Origin of the sequence: Streptomyces tsukubensis (genome assembly GCF_003932715.1) — a bacterium.
Taxonomy (GTDB): Bacteria; Actinomycetota; Actinomycetes; order Streptomycetales; family Streptomycetaceae; genus Streptomyces; species Streptomyces tsukubensis.
This window is the reverse complement of sequence record NZ_CP020700.1, coordinates 5,109,791-5,130,310: the sequence shown is the minus strand read 5'-3', so window position 1 is coordinate 5,130,310 and position 20,520 is coordinate 5,109,791. Positions and strand designations below refer to the sequence as shown.

Below are 20,520 nucleotides of genomic sequence, written 5' to 3'. Positions count from 1 at the left end.
CGGCTTCGCGGCCGAGCCCGCGCACCGGCGATCCGACCCTGGTACGCCGACCACCTGGGTCCGCCGGTCGTCCGGCCCGGCCGCGCACCCGCGGCACGGCTCCGCTCCGCTCGTCGCGATCCTTTCCGGCCCTTTCTCCGCCATTTCCCGCCGATTTCCCGTTGCCTGTCCGCTACTTGGCCGCCGTATTCCTGCCGGCTTCCTGCGTTCCTGCCGTCTTCTCGCGCCTGCCGACGTCTTGACCCCGGCCGGACGTCTGCTCCTAGATGAGGAGGTGAGCCGGAGCAGCCGTCCATGAGCAGCAACCGGGCCCGGGGGTTCGAATCCTTCGTCGCGGGCGCGGGCGGCCGGCTGCTGCATGCCGCCACCCTGCTGACGGCCGAGACCGCGGACCGCAATCCGCGCGCCCGGGACCTGCTGGTCTCGGCACTGGCCCGGACCTACGCCGTCTGGGACCAACTGCGCGACGAGGACCCCTACGACCACGCCCGCCGGGAACTGGCCGCCCGGTTCGCCCTGGGGTCCTGGCGCTTCCACCCGCCCCGCGGCGGACCGCTGGGGGCCCTGCGCCCGCGCGAGCGGCTCGTCCTGGTGCTCCGGCTGTACGAGGGGGTGCCGGAGGAGCAGACCGCCGCCCTGCTCGGGCTGTCCACCGAGCGGATCCACACGATCTGCCGGCGCGCGGTCACGGCCGTCCACACTCCGGGGGCCCGGTGAGCGGGCGGACCCGTAAGCAGGAGGACGTCCGGCGGATGCTGAGCGCCGGTCCGGCCGCGCTCCCGCCCGATCTGGCCCGGCGGGCGATGGAGCTGGGCACCCGTATCGCCCGGAGACGGCGCACGGCCAGGGCGGCGGTCTGGCTGCTGCTGTTCGCGCTGATCACCGGGCTGCTGCTCTGGGCGGCGGTGGCCGAACCGTGGAGCAGACCGCCGAGGGAGACGAGTCCGCCGGTGGAGGGCATCTGACCCGGACGGGCCCGCGACAACCGCCGAGCGTCGGGCGTCGGGCCCGGGCGCCGAGCGTCGGGCGTCGGGGAGCCCGGTGGCGCGAGGGGAGCTTGGGAAAGATATTCCCTTCGCCCCCTTCCGTACTGCCTATTCTGGAGGGAGCGGAGTACGGACATCCGAGGAGGTCGTCATGACCAGGAAAGTCGCCGACTGCCGCAAGTACCCCAGCGAATCGGGCTGCACCCTGACCATCTCCGGCGAGGAGGACGAGGTCGTACGGGCTGCTACCGAACATGCGGTCTCCGTGCACGGGCACGCCGACTCCCCCGAGCTGCGGAAGGACATCCGCGGTCTGCTGGAGGACGAGAAGGTCCCCGCTTAGAGGGCTGCCTCCGGCTCGGTCGGGGCACGACCGCCCCGCCCGCTCCGGGGACGTACAGGTGCCCGGTGAGCCGACGCCCCGGGGCGAGCCCCCGCCGGCGTCGGCCCACCGGCCCGCCGTTGTCAGCCGAGCGCCTGCTGGAGATCAGCCAGCAGGTCGTCGGCGGCTTCGATGCCGACGGAGAGCCGCACCAGGTCCGCGGGGACCTCCAGCTCCGATCCCACCACCGAGGCATGGGTCATCAGACCGGGGTGTTCGATCAGCGATTCCACCCCACCGAGGGACTCACCGAGGGTGAACAGCCGGGCACGGTTGCAGACCTCGACGGCTGCCTGCTCGCCACCGGCGACCCGGAAGGAGATCATTCCGCCGAACGCCTTCATCTGCTTGGCGGCGGTCTCGTGACCGGGGTGGTCCGGCAGCCCGGGGTAGAGCACCGAGGTCACCTTGGGGTGGCGGGTGAGCATCTCGGCGATCCGGCCCGCGTTCTCGCTGTGCCGGTCCATGCGGACGGGCAGCGTTTTGATGCCCCGCAGTACGAGCCATGCGTCGAAGGGGCCCGCGACCGCTCCCATCGCGTTCTGGTGGAAGGCCAGCTCCTCCCCCAGGGTCTCGTCGGCGGCGACCAGGGCACCGCCGACCACGTCGGAGTGACCACCCATGTACTTCGTCAGGGAGTGGACCACGACATCCGCGCCGAGCGCGATGGGCTGCTGGAGATAGGGACTGGCGAAGGTGTTGTCCACCACCAGGCGGGCGCCCGCCTGGTGCGCGATCCCGGCGACGGCGGCGATGTCGGTGATGCCGAGCAGCGGATTGGACGGGGTCTCGACCCAGACCACCTTGGTCTTCGGGGTGATCGCGGCCCGCACGGCCGCCGGATCGGAGGTGTCGGCCACGGACCACTCCACGCCCCAGCGCGCGACGACCTTGGCGAACAGCCGGAACGTGCCCCCGTAGGCGTCGTTCGGGATCACCACGTGGTCGCCGGGCGACAGCAGGGTGCGCAGCAGGCAGTCCTCGGCGGCCAGGCCCGAGGCGAAGGCGAGCCCGCGGCGGCCGCCCTCCAGCGCCGCGAGGTTGGTCTCCAGCGCGGTGCGCGTGGGGTTGGCGCTGCGGCTGTACTCGTAGCCGCCGCGCAGACCGCCGACGCCGTCCTGCTTGTACGTCGACACCTGGTAGATCGGCGGCACGACCGCGCCGGTCAGCGGGTCGGCGGTGTTGCCCGCGTGGATCGCGAGGGTTTCGAGATGGTGGTGGCTGTGCTGGTCGTCGCTCATGAGGCCAGAGAGTAGCCGCGCGGCGACCGCCCGGGCTCCGCCTGTGGACAACCTGCACGTTGTGGACAACTCGGTGCCACATTACGGGGAACCCGATGGGCGGGCGGATTTGCTTCGCGCGGGGTCCGGGACAATGGGGGCATGGAGATTCTCTGGTTCCTGATCGCGATGGGCCTGCTGTTCTGCGTCGTCGCGCCGTTCGTGCGCCGCCGCCGCAGCGGTGGCGGGGGCCTTCAGGTCGTCGACCCCCGCTCACCCGACGCCGCCGATCCCGAGGCCTACGGCTTCCTGCGCCAGGAGCAGCAGGACATCCGGCTGCCCGGGCCGGACCAGGATCTCCTCGACGTGCTCGATGTGGTCCAGCAGACCCAGAGCTGGAAGGCCGCGGCCCAGCTCCTCGCGGGCACCCCGGCGGCCGGTGAGGTCCGCTGGCAGCGGGTGCAGGCCTTCGCGGGCGCCGCGGCGCTGGAGTTGCAGCAGCGGCCCGGCGTCGGCGGCTCCTGGCTGCGTTCCTGGCGGTCCGAGGCCCCGGAGGACCCGGGCGCCGCGCAGGTGCACGCCCAGTTCCTCGTGCAGCAGGCCTGGCGGTCGTCCGCGGTCGGCCAGGACGACTTCCGGATGATCCTGGAGGAGGCGCGGACGGTCTGCGAGGAGGCCGCGCGGCTCTCCCCGGACGACCCCGTGCCGTATATCGCGGAGCTGGCCGTCGCCCGCGGCCTGGGCTACGGCCACGAGCAGTTCGATCAGCTGTGGGCCAAGGTCATCGACCGGGCCCCCGAGCATATGGGCGCGCATCTGGCGGCCCTGCAGTATCTGTGCGAGAAGTGGCACGGCTCCCGTGAGGAGGCCGACCACTTCGCGACCACCGCGGCGGCCCGCGCCCCCCAGGGTTCGCTGCTCGCCGCGCTGCCGCTGTTCGCGGTCTACGAGCACATCCCCGACCTGGTGATCATGCAGAACTTCCACGGGAGCGCGGTGGTCTCCAAGGCCGTCGACGGCGCGCTGTACGCGGTCCACTCGGCCCGCCCCGACGATCCGATGCTGGCCCACGTCCGCCATCTGCTGGTGTTCTTCCTGATCCGCTCCGAGCGCTGGGCCGAGGCGATGGCCCAGCTCGTCCGGATCGACGGCCATGTCGGCGCCCTCCCGTGGACGCTGAACGAGGACCCCGCCGCGGAGTACACGCTCTACCGCAACCTCGCGGTCGCGGGCTTCGAGGCGAACGGCGGCACCCCGGCGATGCTGGGCGGCGTCTGACCCGGAGCCCGGCCGCGCCGGGGCGGCCGGGAGGCCGCCGGGGACCGCCCGCACCGGGACCCGGATGCACCCGGACGCTCCGGCCCCGGCACGTCCGGGGGCCTTCCCTGACGGGGACCGGTCGCGGGCCCGGGAGTCCTGTCCCGGGCACCCCGCCCCCGCGCGGGGCCGCTTTCCCCGGCCCTTCCCGGCCCTTTCCGGGCACAGGGCCCCGCCCGCCCCTCACCACGGCGGGGCCCGGCCCCGAGGCGCTCGACTCACTACGGGGGCACGGCCCCCGAGGCGCGTGAAGCTTCCGGAATGTCCGCCGGGCCCCCGGCGTTCCATGGATACCGACCTTCCGAGGAGGAGCCCGCATGTTCCTGTCCCGCCGCGCCCCCGTCCTCCCCACCCCCGAGGAAGCCCTGCCGGGCCGCCCCTCCCCCGCCTTCTCCGTCCCCGACCGCCATACGGTCCTGGGGAACGCCCTGCTGGGGCCGTATCCGGAGGGGCTGGAGGTCGCGGACTTCGGGCTGGGCTGTTTCTGGGGCGCGGAGCGGAAGTTCTGGCAGACCCCCGGCGTCTGGACCACCCTCGTCGGCTACCAGGGCGGCCACACCCCCCATCCCTCCTACGAGGAGGCGTGCTCCGGCCGCACGGGCCACACCGAGGCGGTCCGTGTCGTCTTCGACCCCTCGGTCGTCTCGTACGAACAGCTGCTCAAGCTCTTCTGGGAGTCGCACGACCCCACGCAGGGCTTCCGCCAGGGCAATGACGTCGGCACGCAGTACCGCTCCGCGGTCTACACCCACTCCCCCGCCCAGGCGGCGACGGCCGCGGCCTCCCGCGAGGCGTACCAGAAGGTCCTCACCTCCTCCGGCTACGGGACGATCACCACGGAGATCCTCCCGGCCGAAGGCCGCCCGTTCTATCCGGCCGAGGCCTACCACCAGCAGTACCTCGACAAGAACCCCGCGGGCTACTGCGGTATCGGCGGCACCGGAGTCTCCTGTCCGGTAGGGGTCACCCCGGCCCCGGAGGCTCCGAAGGAGTAGTCCGGCGGCCTCACCCCGGATCCGTCCGCCGCTCCCGGAACCCCGGCAGGGTGCCGCGGCCCGTACCGTACGGCGCTGATTCCACCGCGCCGTTCTCGGGTCTGCCTGTCCGGGGCGCCCCGGACGGGTGGACCCGGGACTATCCGGTCATCATCCCCGGCGCGCCGCAGGGCGGGGCCGGGGATCGTCGGCTGCCCCCGCTCGTACGAAACCCCCCGAAGGACCCCGGACACTCCAGGGGATTCCAGCGGTTCGGCGCGATGTCAACTCCCTGAAAGCACAAGAGAGTTGGAGTGTCAGCGGTAGCGGAGATCGGGAATCTGTCCGAAACGTAGGCAACCGCCGTCACTTCATTGAGTGATGGCAACACCCGTGGCCATACTCCCCCGGAATCCCGCGGATGCGGGAGTCGGACCTTCTCCAGGGGGCTGTATGCGCAGTCACGTCAGAAGATCACTGAGTATCGCCGTGGCCGTCACGGCGGGCATGGCGCTCACCGTGGGGGCGGGCGCCGCTCCGCCCGGCGGGGGCGCGGGCGGCAAGGGTACGGGCCAGGGCCAGCCCCGGGGCGGGGGCGTGGTGTCGCACTCCGTCACGCTCGTCACCGGGGACCGGGTCCTCGTCGGGACGGACGGCCGGCCCCTGTCGGTCCAGCGGGCGAAGGGCCGGGAGGGGATGTCCTTCCATGCCCTGCGCGCGGGGCGGAGCACCTATGTCGTCCCGTACGACGCACAGCGCCTCATCGCCGCCGGGACAGTGGACCGGAAGCTGTTCGACATCACCGCGCTGAGCACGCCCGAGAGCCGCCGGGCCTACCGCGACGGTGTGAAGGTCATCGTCTCGTACGGGGGTCCGGCGGCCGCTGCCGCGAAGACCGCCGTCCGGTCCTCCGGCGGTACGAAGGCCCGCAGGGCCCTGCCCGCGGCGGGCGCCGAGGCCCTCACCGCGGCGCCCGGGCAGGCCGCGGCGCTGTGGAAGGCGCTCACCGACACGGCGGCGGACGGCCGGATCGCCGCCACCGCGGGCGTACGGAAGATCTGGCTGGACGGGACCGTCAAGGCGAGTCTGGACCGGACGGTGAAGCAGATCGGCGCGCCGGCCGCCTGGGACAGCCGGTACGACGGCACCGGGGTGAAGATCGCGGTACTGGACACCGGTATCGACAGCGGCCACCCGGACCTCGCGGGCAAGGTCGTCGCCGAACGGAACTTCACCCTCACCGCCGATGCCGGGGACCGCAACGGCCACGGCACCCATGTGGCGTCCACCGCCGCCGGGACGGGGGCGAAGTCGGGCGGCACGCACAAGGGCGTGGCACCCGGCGCCCAGTTGATCAACGGCAAGGTCCTGGACGACTGGGGCGGCGGCACCTGGTCCGAGATCATGGCCGGGATCGACTGGGCGGTGGCCCAGGGCGCGGACGTCGTCAATATGAGCCTCGGCGGGTCCGACAGCCCGGGCGTCGACCCGGTGGAGGCGCTGATCGACAAGTACAGCGCGGAGAGGGGCGTGCTCTTCGCCGTCGCCGCGGGCAACAGCGGCCCGGGCCGGCTGACCGTCGGCACCCCGGGCACCGCATCCGGCGCCCTGACCGTCGGAGCGGTCGACGACCACGACGAGATCGCGTTCTTCTCCAGCCGCGGCCCCCGGCTGGGCGACGGCGGCATCAAGCCCGATGTCACCGCCCCCGGCGTAGCCGTCACCGCGGCCGCCGCCACCGGCACCGGACCCCAGAGCCCGCCCGGCTACACCGACATGGACGGCACGTCCATGGCCGCCCCGCACGCCGCGGGCGCGGCAGCGCTGCTCAAGCAGCGGAACCCGGACTGGACCGGGGCCCGGATCAAAGCCGCCCTGGCGGGTTCCGCGAAGCCCGGACCGTACGACGTCTTCACCCAGGGCACCGGCCGGATAGCCGTCGACCGGGCCGTGGCCCAACAGGTCGTCGCCGAACCCGCGTCGGTCTCCCTCGGCACCCACCGGTGGCCCCACGACGACGCGGCACCCGCCACCGAGCAGGTGACGTACCGCAACAGCGGGCCGGCGGACCTCACCCTCGACCTCGCGCTGACCGGGGCGACCGGCCCCGGCGGCACACCCGCCCCCGCCGGTCTGCTCACCCTGGGCGCCTCGCGCATCACCGTTCCCGCGGGCGGCACCGCCACGGTCGGTGTGACGGCCGACATCCGGGTACCGGGCGCCGCCGACGGCACCTACCAGGCCACGGTCGTGGCCACCGGCGACAACGGCCGCACCGTGGTCCGCACCGCCACCTCGGTGCACCGCGAGCCGGAGTCGTACGAAATCACCCTGCGGACGATCGGCCGTGACGGCGCGGCGGCCCCGATCGCATCGGCAACCTTCGTCGGGCTCGGGGGCGAACTGGACGGCGTCTATCTGCCGGTCGACCTCTCCGCGGGAGAGCGGACGATACGCCTCCCGAAGGGCCGCTACCAGCTCACCGGCTCGGCCTCCACCGGCCGTCCGGCCGACGGTTTCGACGAGCTGGTGCAGCCGGTGCTGGAGCTCAACGGGAACACCTCCACGGTCCTCGACTTCCGGACCACCAAGCCGTTCGACATCACCGTCCCCGATCCCCGGGTCCAGGAGGCGCCCGGAGTCGTCCAGCATCAGGTGAGCGTGGGCACGGAGCGCTACCACTCGATGGTCATGGTGCCGTCCCTCGGTTCGCTGCGGACCGGGCACCTCGGCCCCGCCCTGGCCGACGGCGCCCTGACGTACGCCCTGCACGCCAACTGGCGCAGGCCGGGCGTCGACTACAACACCGTTCTCTCCGGCCGGGGCAACCGCTTCCCGGCGGGGGCCGTCAAGCACTACCGGAAGGCCGATTTCGCCCGGGTCGACGCCGGACTCGGCGCTTCCGTCCCCGGCAGGTCGGGGGGCTACATCCCCTTCGGCCGGCCTCCCGGTGACGGCTTCTGGGGCTTCGGCGTCGACACCGTGGCTCCGGCCCAGACCCGCCGCAGCAGCTTGGTGACCACGGCCCACGGTGTCCGCTGGGACATGGAGTACGCCCAGCTGAAGAGCCCGGACGACGTCTGGTTCGGCGGGGAGACGGTGCACGCCTTCGCAGAATCCCGCGCCTTCAAGGCGGGCAGGACGTACCGGATCGACTTCAACACCGCCGCCCACGGGCCTTCGGTGGGCGGGACCTGGGGGGTCTTCCGGGACGAGGACACGCTCCAGGGCCAGCTGCCGCTGTTCTCGGACGGCCACGGCAACGTCTCCATCTCGGGGACGTACACCTCGACCCGGACCACGCTCCACCGGGGCTCGACGCTCGTCGCCCGGATCGACGAGCTGCCGTTCTACGTGGAGCTGGCCACGCTGCCCGCGCAGCAGGCGCAGTACACCCTGGTGTCGACCGTCAGCCGGGCGCCCGAGGTCAGCAGGGCAGCGACCCGGATCGACGGATCGTGGACGTTCCGTACGGGACGCACCGCCCCCGGCAGCCCCGAGCAACTGCCGCTCTCCACGGTCCGCTTCGCCCCGGCCGTCGCGCTCGACTCCACCGCCCCGGCGGGCCGGACGCAGAGCATCCCGGTCACCGTCCAGGGACCGGCCGCCGGAAAGAACCTGAAGTCGCTGAGCGTCTCCGTCTCCTACGACTCCGGGAAGAAATGGCAGAAGGTGCCCGTGAAGAACGGAAAGATCACGGTGAAGAACCCGGCCAAGGGCAAGGGAATCTCGCTTCAGGCCTTCGTCTCCGACAAGAAGGGCAACAAGGCCTCGGTCAGGATCGCCAACGCCTATCTGGGGAAGTGACCACCGCCCCGGACCGTTGAACAACGCCACCCGCCCGAGCCCGAACTTCCCCCGGGCTCGGGCAGGTTGGCCCCCACCGAATGCGTTCGCCATCCCCCGGTGATAACGGCACCGGTTTCCGATCACGGATGCGTCACGGCAGTTATCACGCCACCCGCACCGGCCGATTCCCTTCCCCCGCCGTCCGATACTTCGTTCCGCGGGGGAGTCCACGGGGGACGTACGGAAATCACCGAGCATGTCCTTTATCGCAGGGGATGATGTGCGCACGCAGAGACAGAGAAGACGATTTTTCGGTACGACGGTGGCCCTGGCGACCGGGGTGGCACTCACGCTGGGGGCGGCGGGTCCGGTTCCGGCCGTCACACCGTCGGCAGGAGCCGGGACCGGAACGGGGTCCGGAGCCGGGTTCGGGACCGGAACGGGGTCCGAGTCCGGGTCCGGGTCCGGTGCGGGCGCCCGTACCGTCACCCTGCTGACCGGCGACCGGGTCCGTATCGACACCGCCGGCCGGGTCATCGGCGTCGACCGGCCCGAGGGGCGCAAGCACATACCCGTCCGGATCACCCGGCACGCGAACCGCACCCACGTCGTGCCGCTGGACGCCGAGCGGCTGATCGCCGCCGGGAAGCTGGACCGGAACCTGTTCGACATCACCGCGCTGAGCCGGCCGGAGGCCCGCACGGCATACGCCGACGGCCTCAAGGTGATCGTCACCTACGCGGGCCCGTCGGCCGCGGCCGCGAAGGCGGGCGTACGCGGTTCGGAAGGCACCGCGGTACGGCGCAGCCTGCCGACCCTGAACGCGGAGGCGCTCACCGCATCGCCCGATGAACCCACCGCCCTGTGGGACGCGCTTACCGCCTCCGGCAGCACGGCGTCCCGCACGACGGCCGTCGCGGGCATCGGGAAGGTCTGGCTGGACGGGGTCGTCAAGGCCGCGCTGGACCGGACCACGAAGCAGATCGGCGCCCCCACCGCGTGGAACCGCGGACTGGACGGGACGGGGGTCACCATCGCCGTCCTGGACACCGGTGTCGACGACACGCACCCCGACCTCGCGGGCAAGGTCCGGGCCGCGGCGAACTTCTCCAACTCCCCGGGCCTCCCGGACCGCGTCGGCCACGGAACACACGTCGCCGCCACCGCCGCCGGTACGGGAGCGAAGTCGGGCGGCACGCACAAGGGCGTGGCCCCCGGTGCGACCCTGCTCAACGGCAAGGTCCTCAACGACTGGGGCATCGGCAGCGAGTCCACCATCATGGCGGGCATCGAATGGGCCGCCGCCCAGGGCGCCGATATCGTCAATCTGAGCGTCGGCGGCCCCGACCGGATCGGAACGGGCCCGTCGGAAGCCCAGATCAACCGGCTGTCGGAACAGAAGGGCATCCTCTTCGCCGTCGCCGCGGGCAACGCCGGTCCGGGTGACGGCACCATCGACTCCCCGGGCAGCGCCGAGGCGGCCCTGACCGCCGGCGCGGTCGACGGCAACGATGTGATCGCCGACTTCTCCGGCCGCGGACCGAAGTTCGGTGACAGCGGCATCAAACCCGATGTCACGGCCCCGGGCGTCGCCGTCGTCGCGGCCGCAGCCGACGGCACCGGCCCGCAGAACCCGCCCGGCTACTACGCGATGAGCGGTACGTCGATGGCCACCCCGCACGCCGCGGGCGCGGCCGCCCTGCTGAAGCAGCAGCACCCCGACTGGACCGGGTCCCGGCTGAAGGCGGCGCTGATGGGCTCCGCGAAGCCCGGCGCCTACAGCCCGCACGTCCAGGGCGCGGGCCGGATCGCGGTCGACCGGGCCGTCGAACAGGGCCTCTTCGCCGAGCCCGGGTCGCTGTCGCTCGGCTCCCAGGCCTGGCCGCACGAGGACGACACCCCCGTCACCAAAAGGCTGACCTACCACAACACCGGCCCGGAGGACGTCACCCTGAACCTCGCCGTCACCGGCGCGACCGGGCCCGGCGGACAGCCCGCGCCGGACGGCTTCTTCACCCTGGGCGCATCCAGTGTCACGGTCCCGGGACGCGGCACCGCGACGGTGGACGTCACCGCCGACACCCGGATCGCCGCGGGCGGCAACGGCGGTTACGCCGCGACGGTGACCGCGACGAACGGCGGCCTGAGCGTCCGTACCCCCGTCGCCGTCGACCGCGAGGACGAGGCGTACTCCGTCACCATCAGGAACCTCGACCGCAGCGGCAAACCCGATCCGTACGCCCTCGTCTCCGTGGCCGCCCTCACCGGCGCCGCGCAGGGCCGGACCTTCGAGGGCGACTGGTCCTCGGGCACGGCGACCCTGCGGCTCCCCAAGGGGCGCTACTTCGTCGACCACGTCACCCAGGTCGACGGTGATCTGCGCAAGGGCTCCGACCAGGTGCTCTACCCCAACCTGGACATCGCCGGGGACACCACGGTCGTCCTCGACGCCCGGACGGCGAAGCCGAGCCGGATCACCGTGCCGGACCCGGAGTCGAAGCCGGTGAGCACGGTCTCCTACTGGGGTCTGGAAACGCAGGGATACTCCGGCGGCTTCATCGCCGACCCCCCCGGCCAACTGCGCACGGCCCACGCCGGGCCGCCCGCCCCGGCGGGCGACAAGGCGTGGCAGGGCTGGATCGGTATGTGGCAGGGCGGGGCCGCCGACCGCAACACCGTGCACTACGCGCAGTCGTCCCGGTTCTCGGCCCTGACCAAGGACTATCGGGCGAGCGACTTCGCGAAGCTGTCGGTCGGGCTCGGTTCCGCCGTGAAGGGCAGGACCGGGAGGGTCGCCGTGATCGGCGTCCTGCCGACGGGTGAGGGGATCGGAGTCTGGGTGGAACGGCCGGCGCCGAGCCGTCACGAGGCCGCAGTGGCCGGGAACACGGGCACCGCCTGGAACCTGAACTACGACCAGTTGGAGAAGCCCGGCGATGCCGCGGGCGACGTCTACTTCTACTCCGCGGATCGCGTCTACACCGCGGGCAAGAGCTACCGCGTCGACATCAACACCGCCGTCCACGGGCCGCGGGTCGCGGGCCGCTTCATCGGTGTCTTCCGGGACGGCGACTCGGTCATCGGCCAGTTGCCGTTCTTCTCCGACGGCAGCGGCCATATCGGCGACTCCCGGTACTCGACCGCGCGGACCACGCTCCGCAAGGGCGGGAAACTGATCGACGAGAAGGCCGACGATCTGGTCTCCGACGAGCCGCTGACCCTTCCGGGCACGCCCGGGAAGTACACGCTGACGACCACGGTCACCCGTCCCGTGTCCGTGTCCGCGGTGGGCACCCGGATCGAGGGCACGTGGACCTTCGCCACGGCCCGGGCGCCGGAGCCGGTCAGGCTGCCGCTGTCCACGATCCGCTTCTCCCCGGCCGTCGCACTCGACTCCACCGCCCCGGCCGGCCGGACCCAGACCTTCCCGGTGGCCGTCGAAGGCGCCGCCGCCGGAACGAATCTGCGGTCGCTGGCGGTGCACGTCTCCTACGACTCCGGGAAGACCTGGCGGCAGGTGCCCGTGAAGAAGGGCACGGTCACCCTGAAGAACCCGGGCAAGGGGAAGGGCCTGGCGCTGCGCGGCCAGGCGCTCGACAAGCAGGGCAACCGGAGCGTCGTCACGGTCCACCAGGCGTATCTCGGACGCTAGGTCCTGTTCAGAGGGGCCGGGGAAACCGTTCGACGGTCTCCCCGGCCCCCGGCTACGCTGGACGCATGGGACCGCACCTGCACTACTTCTTTCTCTGATCAGGGCCACGGACGCCGCCGCGTCGAGCGACTGACCGCTCCGCCGGCGTTCCGTTTCCGCCTGCCCTGCCGCGGCTGACCCCTCTTTTTCCGGCGTCGCCGCGCGCCCCCTTTCACCTCTCAGGGAAAGAACCATGCGCGAACGCGCCCACTCCACCCTGCCCGCACCCGCCCCTGCGTCCGGACCGGGGACACCGGAACGCTCCCAGCTCACCGTCAGGGACGTCTCCAAGGCCTACGGCACCCGGCCCGTCCTCGACCAGGTCTCTTTCACCGTCCGCCCCGGCGAGCGCGCGGCCGTCATCGGCGAGAACGGCTCCGGGAAGTCCACCCTGCTCCGGCTGATCGCGGGCGAGGACACCCCCGACGGCGGGGAGATCACCGCCGTCGCGCCCGGCGGCACCGGGCATCTCGCCCAGACCCTCGACCGCACCTTCCCCGGCCTGGGCCCCGACCACACCGTCCAGGACACCGTCGACGCGGCCCTCGCCGGGCTGCGGGAGCTGGAGCGGCGGCTCGGCGCGGCCGGGGAGCGGCTCGGGGCCGATCCCGGCGAGGCGGAGCTGACCGCGTACGGCGAACTGCTCACCGCCTTCGAGGAGCGCGGCGGCTACGAGGCCGACGCCCGGGTCGACGCGGCCCTGAACGGCCTCGGCGTCGGCGCCCTGGGCCGTGACCGGACGCTGGGCACGCTGTCCGGCGGCGAACGGTCCCGGCTCGCGCTCGCCTGCGTCCTCGCCGCGGGGCCCGAGCTGCTGCTGCTCGACGAGCCGACGAACCACCTCGACCGGCGCGCCGTCGCCTGGCTGGAGGACCGGCTGCGGGCGCACCGCGGCACGGTCGTCGCGGTCACCCATGACCGGGCGTTCCTCGAAGGGGTCGCCACGACCGTGCTGGAGGTCGACCGGGACACCCGGTCGGTCGGCCGGTACGGGGACGGCTGGGCGGGCTACCGCACGGCGGAGGCGGCGGCCCGGCGGCGCCGGGAGCAGGAGTACGAGGAGTACGTCGACGAGCTGGCCAGGACGGAGGAGCAGGTCGCGGCGGCCGGGCAGCGGCTGGCGACCAGCGGTAAGGATCCGGGCCAGGGCTTCGGCAAGCACCGCAGATCGCACGAGGCCAAACTGTCCGGCCAGGTGCGGGCGGCCCGGCAGCGCCTTGAGCGACTGCGCCGCGAACCGGTTGCGGCCCCGCCGGAGCCGCTGCGCTTCCGGGCCGCGCCGGTGACCTCGGCGGAGGCGGTACGGCCTCCGGCCCCGGTTCAGGTCCAGGAGGGCGCCCCGGCTCCGGCCCCAGCTCCGGCCTCGGCCCCAGCTCCGGCCTCGGCTCCGGCTCCGGCTCCGGCTCCGGCCCCGGCCCCGGCCCCGGCCCCGGAGGACACCGTCGCGCCCCGCGGTCCCGTCACCGAACTGACCGAGGTCGTCGTCGCCGACCGGCTGCGGATCGCCGCGCTCCGTATCGAGTCCGGCGGCCGGCTCCTGGTGACCGGCCCGAACGGGGCCGGGAAGACGACCCTGCTCCGGATCCTGGCCGGGGAGCTGCGGCCGGACGGCGGCACCGTGCACCGCCCCGCGCGGGTCCGGGTCGGCTATCTGCCGCAGGAGCTGCCGCCCACCGCACCGGCGAAACCGCTGCTCGACGCCTACGCGGCGGGCCGGCCGGGCCATCCGGACGAGTACGAGGGCGAGCTGCTGGACCTCGGGCTCTTCCGGTCCGCGGATCTCGCGGTCCCGGTCGGCGCGCTCTCCGTCGGGCAGCAGCGGCGGCTCGCGCTGGCGCGGCTGGTGGTGCGCCCGGCCGATCTGCTGGTGCTGGACGAACCGACGAACCATGTGGCGCTGAGCCTGGTCGAGGAGCTGGAGGAGGCGCTGGGCCGGTACGAGGGCGCGGTGGTCGCCGTCTCCCACGACCGGCGGTTCCGCGCGGGCTTCGGCGGGGAGCGGCTGGAGCTGCGGTCCGGGCGCCCGGCGGATCCGGTCCCGGGGCACGGTTAGGGTCGTACGCGTGGGGATCAGCGAACAGCAGACGGCGGCCGACCCGACCACGGCCGCCCGCACCGAGATATCGACCGCCCGGGACGGCGGCAGGACGGCCGGCGCCGCAGGGCGGTGGTCCGTCCTGCGGGTGCCGCTCGCCGTCACCGGCGCGGCCCTCCCGTTCTACCTTCTGTGGGCGGGCTGGCTGGCGACCGGCGGCGGCGATCTGGCGGCCCAGCTGGCGTGGACCGGCTTCACCGAGGCGCATCCCTCGGCCGCGTACAACCTCTCCTGGTACGGGGGCACCCACACCGCCAACTACAGCCTGTTGGCCCCGCCGCTGATGGCGCTGCTCGGGGTGCGGGCGGTCTCGGTGCTCGCCGGGCTCGGCGCGACCTGGGTGCTGTCGCTGATCTTCGTACGGAGCGGGGTGCGGTATCCGCTGCTGCCCGCGCTCCTGGGGGCGTTCGCGCTCTGGGCGAACATCGCCTCCGGGCGGACCACGTTCGCGCTGGGCGTCGCGATCGGACTGGTCGCGGTCCTGTACGCACGGCGGACGTGGATCGCGGCCCCGACCGCGGCGCTGGCGACGGCGGCGAGCCCGGTGGCCGGGCTGTTCCTGGTGGTCGTGGGCGCCGCGTACCTCCTGGAGCGGCAGTGGCGTCCGGCCGTCGCGCTGCTGGTGCCGCCCGCCCTGGTGGTGGGCGTCACCACGGTGCTGTTCCCCTTCGGCGGCGAGATGCCGATGCAGTCCAACAAGCTCTGGATGCCGCTGTGGATGTCGGCGGTGGTCGTGCTGGCGGCGCCGCGGGACCGCGGCTGGCGGCTGGTGCGGTGGGGGGCCGGGATCTACGCCCTCGGCACCGTCCTGACCTATTTCACACCGTCCCCCATCGGCCGCAATGTGGAGCGGCTGGTGGGGCTGGCGGGGCCGCCGGTGCTGATGGCGGCGGTAATCGCGTCCGTGACGGCCGCGGGCGGGCTGGCGGCCCTGGCCGCTTCCTGGCGGCAGCGGGCACCCCGGGTCCTGGTGCCGCCCGTGGTGCTGGCGGTGGCGCTGGGCCTGCTCACCAACTGGCTGATCGACAAGACCGAGGACGATCTCGTCGTCTCCAACAAGGTGCCGGCCTGGGCGAAGAACACCGACGGGGTGGTGCGGGAGCTGGAGCGGCTCGGTGCGGACCGGACCCGGGTCGAGGTCGTCCCGGCCCGTAACCACCGCGAGGCGACCGTGCTCGCCCCGCACGTCAACATGGCCCGCGGCTGGAACCGTCAGCTGGACGTGGAGCGGGGGCGGCTCTTCTACGACGGGTCGCTGGACGCGGAGACCTACCGCGCCTGGCTGGACCGCTGGGCCGTCGGCTTCGTCGTGCTGCACCACGGCCGCCCGGACGGGCCCGCCGAGGCGGAGGCGGCGCTGGTGCGCGGCGGACCGTCGTATCTGAAGCGGGTGTGGCGGGACGCGCACTGGTCGGTGTACCGGGTGGCGGAGCCGGTGCCGCTGGTGTCCGCACCCGCGCAGGTGGTCCGCCAGGACCGGGCCGAGCTGGTGGTACGGATGCCCGCGGCCGGGTCGGTGACGGTCAAGGTGGCGCATTCGCCGTGGCTGCGGGCGCCCGGGGCCTGTCTGGAGCCGGAGGGCGAGTTCACCAGGCTGACCGTGGAGAAGGCCGGGGAGTACCGGATCGGATCGCCGTACCGGCCGAGGCTGCCGTGGGCGGACGACCCGGGCTGCTGAGACCGGGTACGGCAGGAGACCGGGGTACGGCAGGAGACCGGGGTACGGCAGGAGACCGGGGTACGGCAGGAGGGGGCGGCACCCGCCACGGGTGCCGCCCCCTCCTGTCTTGTGCCGTACGAAGCGCGTCAGGCCGCCGAACCGGCCTTCCAGGACGCCCAGTCCATGTTCCAGCCGTTCAGACCGTTGTCCGGCTTGATCGTCTTGTCCTTGGAGTTCTTCACGATGACGACGTCACCGATCATCGAGCTGTTGAAGAACCAGGCACCGGGCTGGTTGGGGTCGTTGGCGCCCTTCTTGTCGTTGAGGCCGACACAGCCGTGGCTGGTGTTCTGGCCGCCGAAGACGGAGTCGGCGCCCCAGTAGTTGCCGTGGATGAAGGTGCCCGAGGTGGAGAGCCGCATGGCGTGCGGCACGTCCTTGATGTCGTACTCGCCCTTGCCGTCGGAGTCCGTGAAGCCGACGGTGGCCCCGTTCATCCGGGTCTCCTTGAACTTCTCGGAGATCACCATCTGACCGTTGTACGTCGGGGTGGCCGGGGCGCCCGCGGAGATCGGGATCGTACGGATCGTCTTGCCGTTCCGGGTGACGACCATCTGCTTCGAGCTCGCGTCGACGGTGGAGACCTGATTGCGGCCGATCTTGAAGGTGACCGTCTTCTGCTGGACGCCGAAGACACCCGGGGCGCCCTCGACCCCGTCGAGGGCCAGCTTCAGGGTGACGGTCGAGCCTTCCTTCCAGTACTGCCCGGGACGGAAGTCGAGCCGCTGGCCGTGGAACCAGTGGCCGACGATCTCCTGGCCGCCCGTGGACGTCACGGTGATCCCGGACTGGACGGCCTTGCGGTCCTTGATGGGCTTGTCGAAGTTGATGGACACCGGCATGCCGACGCCGACGGTCTGCCCGTCCTCCGGCGTGAAGCGGCCGATGAAGCTGTTGCCCGGGGAGACCGTGGTGAAGGAGCCGTTCTCGAAGGCGACCAGGCCCTTGTCGTCCTTGGCGGAGGCGGTGACCTTGTACGTCGTCGAGCGCTTGAGCGGCTTGGCGGGGGCCCAGCTCTTGCCGTCGGCGGAGATCGCGCCCTCGACCGGCGTGCCCTCGGAGGTGACCATCTTGACCTCGGTCAGGGAACCGTCGGCGACGGTGACCTTGGCATTGTTGATACCGGCGTTCGCGGTGCCGTTCTTGGGCTCGATGGCTATTCGGGCCTTCGAGACCTGCTTCGCGGCAGCCTCGTCGACCTGGGCCTGGGACTTCTTGCCGGCGTCGGTGCCACCGCCGCTGTTCTTGTCGCCGTCCCCGCTGCACGCGGAGAGGACCATCACACCACCGAGCACAGCGGACGCGACCATCAGACCCCTGCGCCGCTTGCTGTCCGTCATCACACGCATCTCCATCGTCGCCTGTCCCCTGTCCCCATGAGCCGGACTCCGGGGAACACATCTGTTCCGGGGGTATTGGTTCCACATACGTTCGGTGATGTGGTGCACACCACTCGCGATCCGCCCGGCCGGCGCGGGCCGCCACGACCGGCGGCCCCGAGTGCCACGGTACGCCGCGGCCGGTACCCCTCATCCGATCATCCGACGCGGGTACGGCCTCCACCGTACAGACCGGGGGTGACAACGGGCAGTCACAGGGACCTCACAAAGCGGCCACGGTCGGTGACGTGCCCCGGTCGGAGCGCCGTACCCGGAACGCACGGGCGGCACAACGCGTCCTACCCATCGCCCCGGGGCCGGATTTCGTCCCCCGGCAGGCTTTCACTAGCATCGGCGCACCGCTCGAACGACACCCAACTCGACGATGCCTCAAGGAGGATCGCGTCCGTGTCCCTTGCCCCACGACCACTGGTGACCGCCGCCGCAGCGGGGTCTTTGCTCTGTGCGCTGTGGTTCGTCCCGTCCGCGAACGCGACCACCGAACGGCCCCCGGCCGACCGGGGTTACAGCAGTACCGCGAGCCTCGGGGACACCGGGAGCACAGTCGCCGCGCCCCTGCGCCTGGCCGATACCGGAAGCATCGACACCACCCCGTACCTGCTGGGCGGAGCCGCCTTCCTGACGGTCGGCATCTCCTTCGTCACCTATGCGGTACGGCGCGGGCACTCCCCGTCCGACCCGGCGTAGCCCCGGCCCCCGGCCCCCGACCCCGGGGGCCGCCCCGGGGCCGTCGCTGCCCCGGGGGTCGTCGCACCCGCACAGATCCCGGCGGTTCAGCCCAGCGGGCCCGTGACCCGCTCCACCGCCGCGATCAGACCGCCGTCGCGGACGAAGCCCTCCGCCGCCGCCAGATCGGGCGCCAGGAACCGGTCCGGCCCCGGGCCCGCGACACCCGCGGCACGCAGCGCCGCCACGGCGGCCGCCGAAGCGGGGGCGGGCACCAGCCCGTCCCGCAGTTCGATCGCCCGGGTCGCCGCATACAGCTCCACGGCGATGATCCGCCCCAGCGCATCCACCGCGGTCCGCAGCTTCCGCGCCGCCGACCAGCCCATCGACACATGGTCCTCCTGCATCGCAGAGGACGGGATGGAGTCGACGGACGCCGGAACGGCGAGCCGCTTCAGCTCCGAAACCAGCGCGGCCTGGGTGTACTGGGCGATCATCAGCCCCGAATCGACACCCGGATCGTCGGCGAGGAACGGCGGCAGACCATGACTGCGGTTCTTGTCCAGCAGCCGGTCCGTACGGCGCTCCGCGATGGAACCCAGATCCGCGGCGGCAATGGCGAGGAAGTCCAGGACGTACGCCACGGGCGCACCGTGGAAGTTGCCGTTGGACTCCACCCGGCCGGCCTCCGGGAGGACCACCGGATTGTCGACCGCCGCGGCGAGTTCACGGTCCGCCACCAGCCGCGCATGGTCCAGCGTGTCCCGGCCCGCACCCGCCACCTGCGGTGCGCACCGGACCGAGTAGGCGTCCTGGACCCGCGGGGCCTCGTCCTGCTGATAGTGACCCGTCAGCCCGGACCCCTTCAGCACCGCCGCCATGTTCGCGGCGGCCACCGCCTGACCGGGATGCGGACGGATCGCGTGCAGCTCCGGCGCCAGAACGCGCTCCGTACCCAGCAGGGCTTCGAGGCTGAGCGCGGCCGTGATGTCGGCGCTCTTGTACAGCCGCCGCAGATCGTCCAGCGCCAGCAGCAGCATGCCGAGCATGCCGTCGGTGCCGTTGAGGAGCGCCAGCCCCTCCTTCTCCCGCAGCTCCACCGGGCCGATGCCATGGGCCGCGAGCAGCTCACCCGCGGGCCGCACCTCCCCGTCGGGGCCCTCCGCATCCCCCTCGCCCATCAGGGCCAGCGCACAGTGCGAGAGCGGCGCGAGATCCCCGGAGCAGCCGAGGGAACCGTACTCGTGGACCACCGGGGTGATCCCGGCGTTCAACACCGCCGCCATGGTCTCCGCGATCTCCGGCCGCACGCCGGTATGCCCCGAACACAACGTCTTCAGCCGCAGGAACATCAGCGCCCGCACCACCTCCCGCTCCACCCGCGGGCCCATCCCCGCGGCATGCGAGCGCACGATGTTCCGCTGGAGCGCGGCGCGGAGCCCGGGCCCGATATGGCGAGTGGCGAGCGCACCGAACCCGGTGGAGACGCCGTACACGGGCTCGGGCTTGGCGGCGAGCGTGTCCACGACGGCGCGGGCGGCGGCGAGGGCGGCGGTGGCCTCGGGGGAGATCTCGACGCGGGCGCCGTGCCGGGCGACGGCGACGACATCGGCGGAGCTGGTACCGGACGTCCCCACCACGACGGTATGCATATCCATATTCAGCAGCGTACGGACTGAATTGACACATGTCACGGGGTCACGGGCCCTTGGTGGCGGGGTCCCTGCGGTGTGCGGGCTCCTGCGCCTGGGGCCGTTTCCGGCTGCGGGCCGCGTGTGGCTTGTCGCGCAGTTCCTCGCGCCCCTGGTTGTCGGTCCTACCGCCCCTGCGGTGTGCGGCCCCTCCGGTGGTCGGGTCCCGTTACTCCGTGGTGTAGGCGCGGGGTCTTGTCGGGTGCGGCCGGGTCGTGGGCCTCCGGGCTCACCTCCTCGCAGACTGCGATGCACCGCCCCGAAGCGCATCCCTTCTTGTCGCAGCCTGCTGCGGGGGCGACCCTGCACCCCCCTCCGGAGATCACCCCGACTTGACCCCGGGGACAAGGAGTCCGCCCGGTCACCCGGCAAGGGGTGCCCGCAATCAGGGGGTGCCTGTGCCCCGAGAAGGGGATATCTCCCCGGGCGGTGATCAGGAGAGTTCCCCCTCCCCGGTGACGCGCGACAACTCCCGGGGCCTTGGTTCATGGACAGGTCGGGATCACGTGGGAGGGGGGTGCAGGGTCGCCCCCGCAGTGGACCTGCGACAAGCACGGTTTGCCGGAGGGCAGTGCATCGCAGGCCGCGA

13 protein-coding genes are annotated in these 20,520 nt (G+C 72.6%); 10 read left to right on the top strand and 3 right to left on the bottom strand.

The window, feature by feature from the left end; genetic code table 11:
- Nucleotides 1–294: 294 nt before the first annotated feature.
- The 3 genes from B7R87_RS21205 to B7R87_RS21195 all read left to right on the top strand — a co-directional run bounded on the left by B7R87_RS21205 (nt 295) and on the right by B7R87_RS21195 (nt 1,329).
- Complete coding sequence (locus B7R87_RS21205; RefSeq protein WP_006347016.1) at nt 295–717, top strand: sigma factor-like helix-turn-helix DNA-binding protein; 423 nt, start codon at nt 295–297, stop codon at nt 715–717.
- Nucleotides 714–965 carry a hypothetical protein gene (locus B7R87_RS21200; RefSeq protein ID WP_040914656.1) on the top strand — a complete coding sequence of 84 codons (252 nt, stop codon included), beginning with the start codon at nt 714–716 and terminating at the stop codon, nt 963–965. The genes B7R87_RS21205 and B7R87_RS21200 overlap by 4 nt, the downstream gene beginning before the upstream one ends.
- Nucleotides 966–1,137: 172 nt before the next feature.
- The gene (locus B7R87_RS21195; protein WP_006347018.1) at nt 1,138–1,329 is read left to right on the top strand and encodes a DUF1059 domain-containing protein; all 192 of its coding nucleotides are present in this window, start codon (nt 1,138–1,140) and stop codon (nt 1,327–1,329) included.
- Between the two features lie 122 nt (nt 1,330–1,451).
- Here the strand turns inward: B7R87_RS21195 and B7R87_RS21190 are convergent, their stop codons facing one another.
- Complete coding sequence (locus B7R87_RS21190) at nt 1,452–2,609, bottom strand: cystathionine gamma-synthase (protein WP_006347019.1); 1,158 nt, start codon at nt 2,607–2,609, stop codon at nt 1,452–1,454.
- A gap of 141 nt (nt 2,610–2,750) precedes the next feature.
- On the opposite strand from B7R87_RS21190, the gene B7R87_RS21185 reads away from it, so the two are divergent.
- The 6 genes from B7R87_RS21185 (at nt 2,751) to B7R87_RS21160 (ending at nt 16,132) form a co-directional block, all read left to right on the top strand.
- On the top strand, nt 2,751–3,866 hold the full coding sequence (locus tag B7R87_RS21185) for a tetratricopeptide repeat protein (protein WP_006347020.1): 1,116 nt from the start codon (nt 2,751–2,753) through the stop codon (nt 3,864–3,866).
- A 356-nt stretch (nt 3,867–4,222) separates the two neighbouring features.
- Complete coding sequence (gene msrA, locus B7R87_RS21180) at nt 4,223–4,900, top strand: peptide-methionine (S)-S-oxide reductase MsrA (RefSeq protein ID WP_006347021.1); 678 nt, start codon at nt 4,223–4,225, stop codon at nt 4,898–4,900.
- 432 nt (nt 4,901–5,332) lie between these two features.
- On the top strand, nt 5,333–8,686 hold the full coding sequence (locus B7R87_RS21175) for a S8 family peptidase (protein WP_040914658.1): 3,354 nt from the start codon (nt 5,333–5,335) through the stop codon (nt 8,684–8,686).
- Between the two features lie 304 nt (nt 8,687–8,990).
- Nucleotides 8,991–12,320, top strand: coding sequence for a S8 family peptidase (locus tag B7R87_RS21170; protein ID WP_006347023.1), 3,330 nt, complete (start codon nt 8,991–8,993; stop codon nt 12,318–12,320).
- A 232-nt stretch (nt 12,321–12,552) separates the two neighbouring features.
- Nucleotides 12,553–14,412, top strand: a complete 1,860-nt coding sequence (locus B7R87_RS21165; protein WP_006347024.1) for an ABC-F family ATP-binding cassette domain-containing protein — start codon at nt 12,553–12,555, stop codon at nt 14,410–14,412.
- 10 nt (nt 14,413–14,422) lie between these two features.
- Nucleotides 14,423–16,132, top strand: a complete 1,710-nt coding sequence (locus B7R87_RS21160; RefSeq protein WP_006347025.1) for a hypothetical protein — start codon at nt 14,423–14,425, stop codon at nt 16,130–16,132.
- A gap of 128 nt (nt 16,133–16,260) precedes the next feature.
- Here B7R87_RS21160 and B7R87_RS21155 read toward each other — a convergent pair whose 3' ends face one another.
- Nucleotides 16,261–17,529, bottom strand: coding sequence for a L,D-transpeptidase (locus tag B7R87_RS21155; protein ID WP_006347026.1), 1,269 nt, complete (start codon nt 17,527–17,529; stop codon nt 16,261–16,263).
- A 432-nt stretch (nt 17,530–17,961) separates the two neighbouring features.
- Here B7R87_RS21155 and B7R87_RS21150 point away from each other — a divergent pair, with 432 nt between their 5' ends.
- The gene (locus B7R87_RS21150) at nt 17,962–18,261 is read left to right on the top strand and encodes a hypothetical protein (protein WP_040914659.1); all 300 of its coding nucleotides are present in this window, start codon (nt 17,962–17,964) and stop codon (nt 18,259–18,261) included.
- A gap of 86 nt (nt 18,262–18,347) precedes the next feature.
- On the opposite strand, the gene hutH is transcribed toward B7R87_RS21150, so the two are convergent.
- Nucleotides 18,348–19,892, bottom strand: coding sequence for a histidine ammonia-lyase (hutH, locus tag B7R87_RS21145; RefSeq protein ID WP_130584930.1), 1,545 nt, complete (start codon nt 19,890–19,892; stop codon nt 18,348–18,350).
- Nucleotides 19,893–20,520: the final 628 nt, after the last annotated feature.

Coding starts and splice junctions, on each gene's coding strand:
- B7R87_RS21190 (WP_006347019.1), bottom strand. CDS start 2,609: ATGAGCGACGACCAGCACAGCCACCACCATCTCGAAACCCTCGCGATC.
- B7R87_RS21155 (WP_006347026.1), bottom strand. CDS start 17,529: ATGGAGATGCGTGTGATGACGGACAGCAAGCGGCGCAGGGGTCTGATG.
- B7R87_RS21185 (WP_006347020.1), top strand. CDS start 2,751: ATGGAGATTCTCTGGTTCCTGATCGCGATGGGCCTGCTGTTCTGCGTC.
- msrA (WP_006347021.1), top strand. CDS start 4,223: ATGTTCCTGTCCCGCCGCGCCCCCGTCCTCCCCACCCCCGAGGAAGCC.
- B7R87_RS21195 (WP_006347018.1), top strand. CDS start 1,138: ATGACCAGGAAAGTCGCCGACTGCCGCAAGTACCCCAGCGAATCGGGC.
- B7R87_RS21165 (WP_006347024.1), top strand. CDS start 12,553: ATGCGCGAACGCGCCCACTCCACCCTGCCCGCACCCGCCCCTGCGTCC.
- hutH (WP_130584930.1), bottom strand. CDS start 19,892: ATGCATACCGTCGTGGTGGGGACGTCCGGTACCAGCTCCGCCGATGTC.
- B7R87_RS21175 (WP_040914658.1), top strand. CDS start 5,333: ATGCGCAGTCACGTCAGAAGATCACTGAGTATCGCCGTGGCCGTCACG.
- B7R87_RS21205 (WP_006347016.1), top strand. CDS start 295: ATGAGCAGCAACCGGGCCCGGGGGTTCGAATCCTTCGTCGCGGGCGCG.